The sequence below is a fragment of the Enterococcus sp. AZ188 genome, assembly GCF_050544075.1.
GTDB classification, from domain to species: Bacteria; Bacillota; Bacilli; order Lactobacillales; family Enterococcaceae; genus Enterococcus_D; species Enterococcus_D entomosocium.
On sequence record NZ_CP172943.1, the window covers coordinates 3739947 to 3750000 of the forward strand.

General features: G+C 44.1%; 9 protein-coding genes and 5 tRNA genes (1 of these 14 running past the window's edge). All 14 read right to left on the reverse strand.

Annotated elements, in window-relative coordinates; translation table 11 throughout:
• Positions 1–26: 26 nt before the first annotated feature.
• Positions 27–461, reverse strand: a complete 435-nt coding sequence (locus IGI86_RS17195; protein ID WP_016612038.1) for a PTS sugar transporter subunit IIA — start codon at positions 459–461, stop codon at positions 27–29.
• Between the two features lie 12 nt (positions 462–473).
• Positions 474–2504, reverse strand: a complete 2031-nt coding sequence (locus IGI86_RS17200; protein WP_429968227.1) for a BglG family transcription antiterminator — start codon at positions 2502–2504, stop codon at positions 474–476.
• The gene (locus tag IGI86_RS17205) at positions 2485–4167 is read right to left on the reverse strand and encodes a PTS sugar transporter (RefSeq protein ID WP_430617621.1); all 1683 of its coding nucleotides are present in this window, start codon (positions 4165–4167) and stop codon (positions 2485–2487) included. Before IGI86_RS17205 ends, IGI86_RS17200 begins: the two co-directional genes overlap by 20 nt.
• A 103-nt stretch (positions 4168–4270) precedes the next feature.
• Positions 4271–5632: an NlpC/P60 family protein gene (locus IGI86_RS17210; RefSeq protein WP_301388489.1), complete on the reverse strand. Its 1362-nt coding sequence runs from the start codon at positions 5630–5632 to the stop codon at positions 4271–4273.
• A 185-nt stretch (positions 5633–5817) separates the two neighbouring features.
• Positions 5818–6327, reverse strand: coding sequence for a rod shape-determining protein MreD (gene mreD, locus IGI86_RS17215; RefSeq protein ID WP_008381673.1), 510 nt, complete (start codon positions 6325–6327; stop codon positions 5818–5820).
• 2 nt (positions 6328–6329) lie between these two features.
• Positions 6330–7187 carry a rod shape-determining protein MreC gene (mreC, locus tag IGI86_RS17220; RefSeq protein WP_005232949.1) on the reverse strand — a complete coding sequence of 286 codons (858 nt, stop codon included), beginning with the start codon at positions 7185–7187 and terminating at the stop codon, positions 6330–6332.
• A 142-nt stretch (positions 7188–7329) separates the two neighbouring features.
• Complete coding sequence (locus IGI86_RS17225) at positions 7330–7962, reverse strand: thiamine diphosphokinase (RefSeq protein ID WP_016612034.1); 633 nt, start codon at positions 7960–7962, stop codon at positions 7330–7332.
• On the reverse strand, positions 7963–8616 hold the full coding sequence (gene rpe, locus IGI86_RS17230) for a ribulose-phosphate 3-epimerase (RefSeq protein WP_005232947.1): 654 nt from the start codon (positions 8614–8616) through the stop codon (positions 7963–7965).
• A 9-nt stretch (positions 8617–8625) separates the two neighbouring features.
• Positions 8626–9510: a ribosome small subunit-dependent GTPase A gene (gene rsgA, locus IGI86_RS17235; RefSeq protein ID WP_086332823.1), complete on the reverse strand. Its 885-nt coding sequence runs from the start codon at positions 9508–9510 to the stop codon at positions 8626–8628.
• 102 nt (positions 9511–9612) lie between these two features.
• A tRNA-Pro gene (locus IGI86_RS17240) sits at positions 9613–9686 on the reverse strand.
• A 30-nt stretch (positions 9687–9716) separates the two neighbouring features.
• A tRNA-Arg gene (locus IGI86_RS17245) sits at positions 9717–9790 on the reverse strand.
• 11 nt (positions 9791–9801) lie between these two features.
• A tRNA-Leu gene (locus tag IGI86_RS17250) sits at positions 9802–9887 on the reverse strand.
• Positions 9888–9905: 18 nt separating this feature from the next.
• Positions 9906–9977 (reverse strand) — tRNA-Gly (locus tag IGI86_RS17255).
• 10 nt (positions 9978–9987) lie between these two features.
• Positions 9988–10054: transfer RNA gene (locus tag IGI86_RS17260), tRNA-Thr, on the reverse strand (it continues 6 nt past the right edge of the window).

Genomic DNA, 10054 nt, shown 5'->3' on the forward strand with positions numbered 1-10054 from the left:
TTACAAGCCAGTCTGCTGCTGACCGCTTATTCTTCTGCAAGCAAAATCTGTTGGATCTCTTCAACCGATTCGGCATCACTAAGCGCCCGAACATTTTGCATATCGGAACAAAAAAAGGCGATTTCTTGCAAAACAGCTAATTGCTGCTCTTTTAAGACGACTACGAAAAGGATCGTAGCGATTTTGGGTTGCTCCTTCGTGCCAAAGTCGACGCCATCCGGCACTTGGATCAAAAAGAGCCCTTCTTCCTTGATCCATTGCTGGGCTTCTTCTTCCCCATGGGGCAATGCAACAAAGTTACCGATGTAAACACCTGTTTTTTGATGGCGCCGCAAAAGGCTTTTGACATAAGGTAAAGAGACGATCTCCTGGTTGACTAAGTACTCGCCAATTTTTGTCAGAGCCTCTGTGGCATCGGTAAAGTGTTGATCCAACAAAATCCGCTCCTGTGGAATATACATCGCTGATCCCTCCTATTGTTTTACTTCTTCAATCAAGAGCGAAGAGAGTAACTGATAAATAATCGAATCATTGCCGGAATTAAAAATCTCCGTATTTAGATCATTCATAATGATCGAACCACTGATCTTCCCTAACATCTGAGAGCTTGTTTCATTGATAGGATAGGGCGCCAGCATGACTAATAAACGGGTAACAGCGATTTCTTTTTTATCCATCGCTAGAAGTGGCAGCGGCTGTTTCAAATCGAAAATACGAAAAACAGGTTGCAGGATCGCCGAACTCGCCGCGTGAAACAAGGCAAAGTGGGTGTCAGGAATGCCCACTGGCGCTTGGAAGTAGCGCCTTAAGAGACGATCAACAACTTTCTCACGATCTAAAACAACATGTGCATCAAAAGACGTCAGCACCAGCTGCAACGTTTCTTCCAAGTCCGCTGGGTTATCAATCGCCTGCACTTGAAACAGCGCCAATAGCTGGTTAATAGCTTCGATAAAAGCCAAGACCGCTTCATAGGATTCCTCTTTGACCAAAGCAGAGGGCGCTTTTTTGGCGGAACGTTTTTTCTGACTAATGGCTTGGAAGGCCTTCTTCAACTCTTGAATGTCTTCTTCTAGCAGGATCGGTGAAACGAGTTTGTACTCTCCTTGATACCCTGGCAGCAATGAAGTCGAGATCACCAAGTCATAGGTCTCCTCGATATTTTCCCGTTTGACATCCCCCACTCGAAAGAAGGTGATTTGATTGATAAAGGGAAAATGTTTCCGCAGCTGCATCTCTAACAAACTGATGGAGGCTAATCCGCTAGGAGAGATCCCTGCAATATTGACTTCTAACACTTTCGGATTTTTTTCCAACGAATTGGCAAAATGCAGGACCATATAGGCAATTTCTTCTTCCGAGAACTGCTGCTGCGGAAAGACTTGCGGCAGATGATTGCGAATCCCGCTGGCAATCTCGACATACTGGTTCATGATTTTTTCTAGGATAGGGTTGTTCAAATGATCTTCTTCTAAAATAGCCCGCGTCATTACTCCTGAGATATGGGTCAGCAGCATTTTATACAAGTTCGTGTCTTCATAAAACGCCACTTCCGTTTGCTCACTGACCAATTCGATCAAGCGTTTTACACGATAAGCCAAGTCGGTATCAAAATTGTCATCAAAAAAATCACGGTCAAAGGAATTGGCAAAATCACCTAGTAACACGGCAAAAAAGACGATTTCGTTGATGGAATAAAGCAGTTTGGTCTTTTCGGCGATCTGAGCAAAAATCTTTTTCGCCACCTTCAGCAAGTCTTTGTTGATCTGACTCGGGTACGTCTCTTCTTCCACCGTATAGCCCAAAGCTACCCGATCCATGGCTAGCGCCAGCATCAAGACGATAAAGGCCAATTTGCGGTCACTAAGTTCCTTGAACTGCGGCTCGATGGTTTCGCGAATCAACCGCTGGGCTAGTAATAGGTGGTCGCGGGACAGAAATTGAAAAATAAACGGGGCTTCATCATCGGTTTCCAGTAAATGGAAAAATTGGTATTCATTGATCTCCATCACTAGTGTATTGGCTGTGATCAACCGCCGATACTTTTCGGAGCCTTCAATCTCATACCCTTGATTGCGCACGATCCTTAACGGCAGCCGTGCGAGACTCTCTTCAAGCTGTTTGATGTCTGAAAAAAACGTCGTATTGCTGATTTGGTAACGCTCCAAGAAAAAATGACTGGATACAGGCTTCGTGGCGGTAGTCAGTTGCAACAAAATACGATGTTGTCGCTCACTAGCCGCGAATGCTTGATCGGTATCTGCCATAATGGCTTCTTGCAATTGGCGAATGCTCGTTTCTGATGCAAAAATTTGGAAATGACCACGACCGACCTTCTCTAAGGTAGCATCTACTGTTTCTAAGGATTTTTCTAGATTAGCCAGTTCACGGTACACCGTTCGTTTACTGACTTTTAAGACTTGCATCATGCGATCTAAAGAAACTGGACCGGTACTATTCATCAATTCCGTTAATAAAAGTGTTTCACGATTGGTCAAAAACATAGTCGACTCCTTCTGTCAGTAACTGACGATACGCATCTGTCGTCAATAAATCATCCACCACCAGTAAAGGAACATCTGGGATCGGGCACTTTTCTGCAAGTTCTTTCGGGAGGATATAGACTGTCTTAGGATCAAGAGCTTGTCCTTCATATGCCATTTTTTTGATGGTCAAAGACAGCGCTTGTTGGCGAGCCATTTTTCTTAATATCTCCACTGCCATCGTTTGTGAACCGCGTTTTTTTCCAGTATACAAAAAGATGATCGTTGAAAACCCTAGCGAACTTGCTGCTTCGATTTGTAACGATTTTTGCGGATCCTGTTCTCTTCTTTGTAATTCTTGGATCAGCGGAGCATACTCATCTGCCGCCAAAAAATTATCTAGCACATAATGCTGTGCGTGTGGTGTCTGCTTTTGGGCAATAGCTGCTAATTCCCGTTGGGTGATCACTAACAGCTTGGGATCATCCGTCACACGATAAATCGACTGATAGCGGACAGGAAACGTTAGCTGGGCTTCTTGCAACTGTTTTTTTAGTATGCTGGCACCAATCGCACTGGACCCCATCCCTGCGTCACAGGCCACGACGATCTCCGTGACTTTCTTCATTTTCGGCATCTTACGCTCCTCATTTTCTGTATTGGTCTTCCGTTTTAATAGCACACTAGCGATCGCAAACGATACGACCGTACTGACGACAATCCCAGTTAAGACACCAAGGATCATAGAAGCCGGTGTATTGAGTAAAATCGCCAAAATCGAGCCCGGGGACGCCGGTGCTCTCAAGCCTACTCCTAAAAATTGGAAGATCAGTGTACCGCTGAAACCACCAACGATCGGACCGAGCAACACCCAAGGATCGAGCAGAACAAACGGGAAATAGACTTCATGAATCCCGCCAATGGCCTGCACAAAAATGGATGCTGCGGCATTCGTTCGGTTTCGCTTTGAACCAAAGAAAAGATACGCCGCTAAGACCCCTAATCCTGGACCGGGGTTGGCCTCGATCAAAAATAAAACCGACTGACCGTTAACTGCCGCGGCTTCGATTCCTAGCGGCGTAAATAGTCCATGGTTGACAATATTATTAAAAAACAAAACCTTCAATGGTTCTACAATGATATGAATAAAGGGCAAGACATTTTGCCGAACGAAATAATCAACGAGCTGATAGCTGCCGAGACTGAACCAATTAAAAAGCGGCGCCAATAGGAAATAACTACCTAAAAAAAGGAGTCCGCCAAGCGCACCTGCAATAAAATTGCGCACCAGCATCTCATAGCCACTTTTGACTTTGCTCACGATCGAATCACTGCGATACAACAGCCAGCCTGCCAGTGGTCCCAGTAGCATCGCCCCAAAGACTTGGGGAATTTCCGTTGCGAGAATAGCCCCTAAGACCGCCACTGCTCCTACGACCCCACCTCGCTCAGGTGCCAACATTTGCCCACCTGTATAAGCAATCATGAGGGGCAGCAACACAGTCAAGACCCCTTGTTCCATTTGCTGGATCACTTGTTGATCGACTGAAAACAAAGGCAGCAGGAATGAAATCAGCATCCATGCAATAAAAATACTTAGATTCGGCATCATCATGCGAGAAAGATAATTCGTATAAAACTTAACCGTTATCATTTTTTCTCTGGAAGACGAGGTCTTGTTCATTTTATCCGCTTCCTTTCTCTTCTCTATTATAAGATGTTCTGGCAAGACTGAAAACAAAAAAAGCTGACGTAAAACGCCAGCTTTTGAAATAGCTTCAATTGATTTAGTTTACGCGCACCGCGAAATCTGGTGAGTAATAAGAGTAACTGCTGACAGAAACATTTTGACCAGGTGTTGGTGCATGAACGTATTGTCCGTTACCCATAGCGATCGCCACGTGGTGTGTGCTTCCGCGGCTACCCCAGAATAACAAGTCACCGGCTTTTGCTTCGTTGATCGAAATTACCGTACCGGAAAATTCTTGTGCGTAAGTTACCCGTGGTAATGAGATCCCAACTTTAGCAAATACATATTGTGTAAAGCCAGAACAGTCAAAGCCGTCTGGTGTCGTACCACCCCAAACATAAGGGGTACCAATGTATTTCATTGCTTCTGCTACGATTGCTGAACCATTGACCGTTTGTGCGGGTGCAGGAGTACTGCTTGAACCGTTGCTGCTATTATTTGATCCTTGGTTGTTATTGCTATTGTTATTATTGGCAGGTGTCGATGGTGTCGTATTTGCTGAACCGCTGCCTTGTGATGAACTGCCTTGCGTAGTATCAGTCGTCGTACTAGAATTTGTTGTGGCGCTTGATGTCGTTGAATTCGACGTTGAAGATTCGCTTGGTGCTGCTTCCTGAGTAGCTGCTTCAGCTGCTGCCGCTTCTTGAGCCGCTGCTTCTTGTGCTGCTTGTTCACGAGCTGCTGCTGCCGCCGCTTCTTCCGCAGCGATGCGAGCTTGTTCTGCTTCGTATTCTTCTTTTTGTTTTTCTAAATCAGCTTTTTCATCTTCTTTAGATGCTTGTTGAACAGCCAATTCCGCTTGCAAAACATTCAAATCAGCTTGTTTGGCTTGTAGATCCCCTAATTGTGTTTCTAATTCAAATTGGTTCGCTGCGATCTCTGCCAATTTATCGTCGTTTTCCGCTTTTTTCGCTTCAACTGCTTCTTGGTCTGCTTTTTGTTGATCCACAAGATCTTTGTTAGCATTGACGATCGTCGTCATTGCTTGCACACGGCCAATAGCATCTGTTAAAGAGTCAGCTTCTAATACTGCATCAATAAAGTTCGTGCTTTGTCCATTGACTTGAACATCACGAGCTTGTTTTTGGATCGCTTCTTCACGCTTTTCGATTCTGACTTTCAAATCGGCAATTTCTTGCTTCAACTTTTCAGAATCCGCACGCAAATCCCCTTGTTGTTGCAACAAAGTTTGGGCTTTTTCATTGATTGCAGCCACGTCGCTTTCAAGTGCTGCTACTTGTGACTGGATGCTCGCTTGCTGGTTTTGCAAGTCAGAGATCTCTTGATTTTTTTCTTCAATTTTATTGTCAAAATCTGATGCAAAGACAAGTGTCGGTGCTGCTGCAGAAGTAAGAACAATTGAACTTACTAACAATAAAGATAAAATTCGCTTTTTCACTCTTCATTCCTCCGGCTGTTGCTTCCCCTAATATGGTTTTTTTATGTATAAATGCTTAAGAATACCTAAAGTCCTTCACGATAGTGTGATTGTAACACAGCCGTATGTCAGAGAGATAAAAGGAATATTACAAAAACATTTCAATCACTGTTATTTTTATACAGTCAAACGCAAAAAAAATGAAGCTATTCGTCTTTGAATAGCTTCATGAATGGAACAACTAAAAGGATAAACAAAAGGATGTTCAATAAAAGCGTTGGTGCTAAAAAGCGGGAAACAAAGAATGACGTGCTAACTGATGCGATCTTAAACAGCAATTGAACCCCCAATGTCACAACTTCTAAGCTGGTAACAAAGATGATCATTCCGAAAAACATGGTAAATACATTTTGATAAAGCGTATTTTTCAAAATATACATAATCCACACGATCAAGGGAAACGCCACCGTGTAGATGCCGATCACACCGACATAATACACGTCATAGAGACAGCCGATCACCAGCGCCGTGGTGATCAAAAAGTTTTTCGGCAAATACTTCGCGCCACATAAAAGGGCGATCAATAAAAGATGCGCACTGGCGATATAATTGTCTTGGGTCCATTTTTCCAAAAAACGCGTCAGTTGTCCATCTGCCAACATCATCAAAAAGAAGACGCCCGCTGCCAGGTATTTGATGTAGTCATGCTTTTTCATGGCTATTCCTCACCTGCCAAGCGTTTGATAATCGTTACTGCTTGAATATCATACATTTGGGCATACGGTTTTACAAATACTTGGGTATCAAGACCAAACTCATCTTTGGTGGTACGGATCACTGTTCCGATCGCTAAGTCGGCGGGCGAGTTTCCTCCTAATCCAGAGGTCTGCACGACATCGCCTTCCTTCAGCTCATTGTCCCCCGTCAATTGGGTAATGACTAAGGAACGTTCTTTTTGATCGTAACTACTTAGGATCCCAAAGTTTGACCCATCTTCGCCGCTGATCCGAACCGGATAGTGGTTGGAATTCTGGTTTTCAGAAGTCAAAAGTTCAATTTTAGAAGAAGCTGCATTGACCTCAATGACACGACCAATCAAGCCTTTTTGCGACATGACTGCCATGTTGACCTCAACACCATCTCTTGATCCGCGGTCCACGATCAGCATATCTTGCCAAGTATCAGGTGACCGATTGATGACATTGGCGGAGATCCGTTCATAATTCGTCAAGGTTGCATTCAGCTCTAGCTCTTCTTTCAAGGCATCGATTTCTCTTTGCGCATTGTCCTTCGCTTGTTCCAGTTCCTCAAAACTGTCCAATTTCTCTTTTAAACGTTCATTTTCTTCATAGGTCACAAACAAATTTTTGACTGAATTGGCACCATTTTCGATCCAACGAAAAGGAGCGGTAATCATTTTATCGATAAAGCCAACGGAGTCATTGACCGTAGATTGCACGGCATTGGTGGAGTTTCCCGCTGCTCGGCGGGCGATCGTCACGCTTAATACGGTGACAACTAAAATCACAATAATCAATGTGATGATAATATTTTTATTAGGATTAAACTTTTTCACAAAGACACCTCAAATAATTCCAAACTGTAGTTCCAATTTTACCATTAATACCCTGCAAACAAAAGCTAAGTTGTCCGTCTTAATGTTTTTTTTGTAATTAAGTTTCTGAAATTTTCAACAAAAAAAAGAGACGTTCCGTCTCTTAATCACAACTTTGAATGACTGCTATCATCCCGCTGCTAAAGGAAAAACCTGCTGTTTGTGTCAGAAATTCATTGCTGGCATATGAAGTTGGGTACGGTACTTGGACGTTTTCTAATAAATACTTGCTACCTGTTAACGTCAAATCTGTTACCGGCGTCAAACAGCAATACGCCAAATACTGCATCCCGGGTTCTTTTTCCAATTGATAGGTGCCTGGTAAAAAGAACTGAACGACATTTTGACGATCTAAAAAACGCAGATTTGGGGCAAATGGACGAAACCGATCTTCTAAAACTAACCACAGATTGGCTAAAAGATGGTCAAGGCGTCCCCCCGTTGCACCAATCACGTCGATTTGCGCTTCTGGATAAAGACGCAACGTCTCAACCAATGCCAATTGGGTATCTGTATCATCTTTTTCAGCAGGGGCTTGGATCACTGTTTTAACTTGTTGTTTGACCGCTTGCAGTTCTGCTGCGGTCAGGGAGTCGAAATCACCGATTGCCAGATCGACTGGCCGTTGGTGCTGAAGCAAAAACAGGGCCCCACGATCAATTCCAATGTATTTATCATACGCCATCAACTGTGGCCAATTTTCAGGACTTCCACCTGCCGCTAACAAAATCTTCATTTATTGCAAAGCTTCTTTCAAGGCTCTGATTTGCGCCGCAGGTTCATCGGCATCGTAAATATAGCTTCCTGCTACAAAGACATTTGCGCCTGCTTCCAGGCAGCGTTTGGCTGTCTCAGGAACGATCCCGCCATCTACTTCGATATCATAATGGTAGCCTTTTTCTTCTTTTAAAGCAGCCAGCGCCGCAATTTTTTCCAGTGATTCTTCAATAAATGATTGCCCACCAAACCCTGGATTGACCGTCATAACTAACACTTGATCACACATGGATAAAACATGTTCAATGGCTGAAACTGGTGTGCCTGGGTTGATGACGATTTCTGCTTTGACATTTTCTGCCACAATCATTTGGATCGCACGATGGATATGAGGCGTTGCTTCCGCGTGGATACCAATGATATCTGCGCCTGCTTCCGCGAAGGCATGGATATACTTTTCTGGCTCGGTGATCATTAGATGAACATCCAACGGCAGCTTGGTAACTGGGCGAATCGCTTTAACGATGTTTGGGCCTAAGGTAATATTAGGGACGAAATGACCGTCCATCACGTCTACGTGAATGTAATCTGCGCCATGGCGTTCCACTAACTCAATGTCTCTTTGAAGATTTGCAAAATCGGCACTTAAAATAGATGGTGCTAGTTTCATCATGCTTTTCCCTCACTTTTTCTTCTTTTTATAAACCGGACGTCGGTTTTCAATCTCTTCTAAAAATTGCACGTAATTTTTGTAACGAGTTGCAGCAATCTCATTTGCTGCAACTCCCTGTTTAACTGCACAATCAGGTTCATTGAGGTGCATACACTCCCTAAAGCGGCAGTTGGAAGCTACTGCTAAAAAATCAGGGAAGAGCTTTGGTAACTCTACTGCTTCGATTTCCAGAAAATCGATCGAACTAAATCCTGGTGTATCGGCAACCAATCCATCACAAATCGGCAAGAGCTCCACATGACGGGTCGTATGTTTCCCCCGTCCGAGAGATTCTGAGATCACTCCTGTTTCCAATGCCAATTCCGGGACGATTCGATTCAATAGCGTAGACTTTCCAGCACCGGATTGCCCCATAAAGACAGTGATCCGCTCAGGGAAGTACCGTTGAAGTTCCAATAGATCTTCGCCTTCTGCTTTTGACGTGATCACGTGGTAGCCAATTGCTTGATAGGTCTCCTCAATTGCTTTCATTGCGGCAAGATCTTTCACAAGATCCGCTTTTGTCAAAAAGATGATCGGTTCGATCCCCTCATACTCTAAGGTCACCAAAAAGCGATCCAATAGATTATAGGAAAAGTTCGGCTCAACTAGACTTGTCACGACCACTCCTTGATCCACATTTGCGACTGGCGGTCGAACCAGCTCATTTTTTCGCGGCAAGATCTCTAAAAGATAGCCGTCTGTTTGATTGCTGCTTTCAAAAATCACTTCATCCCCAACCAAAGGAGTGATTTTTCGATTTCGAAAATTTCCTCGAGCGCGGGTTTGAAAGATTTCATCTTCTGATGCCACATAATAAAATCCGCTTAGCGCTTTGATGATTTGTCCCTTCAAACAATTTCCTCCTCGTTTTTTACTATTGTATCATATTTTCAGGTCTTCTCACTGGCTGAAAACACAAAAAAGCCTGAAGCGAATGCTTCAGGCATCAAAAAATCGGGAAGACAGGATTCGAACCTGCGACCCCTTGGTCCCAAACCAAGTGCTCTACCAAGCTGAGCTACTTCCCGATAATAAAAATGAAACAAATAAAAAGACTACGCGCCCAAGAGGAGTCGAACCCCTAACCTTTTGATCCGTAGTCAAACACTCTATCCAATTGAGCTATGGGCGCATATTATGAAATGCCGAGGACCGGAATCGAACCGGTACGGTGATCACTCACCGCAGGATTTTAAGTCCTGTGCGTCTGCCAGTTCCGCCACCCCGGCTGAAAATTGCTAAGGCAAAGCGGAAAACGGGGTTCGAACCCGCGACCCCCACCTTGGCAAGGTGGTGCTCTACCACTGAGCTATTTCCGCGTATTCCTGATGCCGGCTAAAGGACTTGAACCCTCGACCCTCTGATTACAAATCAGATGCTCTACCAACTGAGCTAA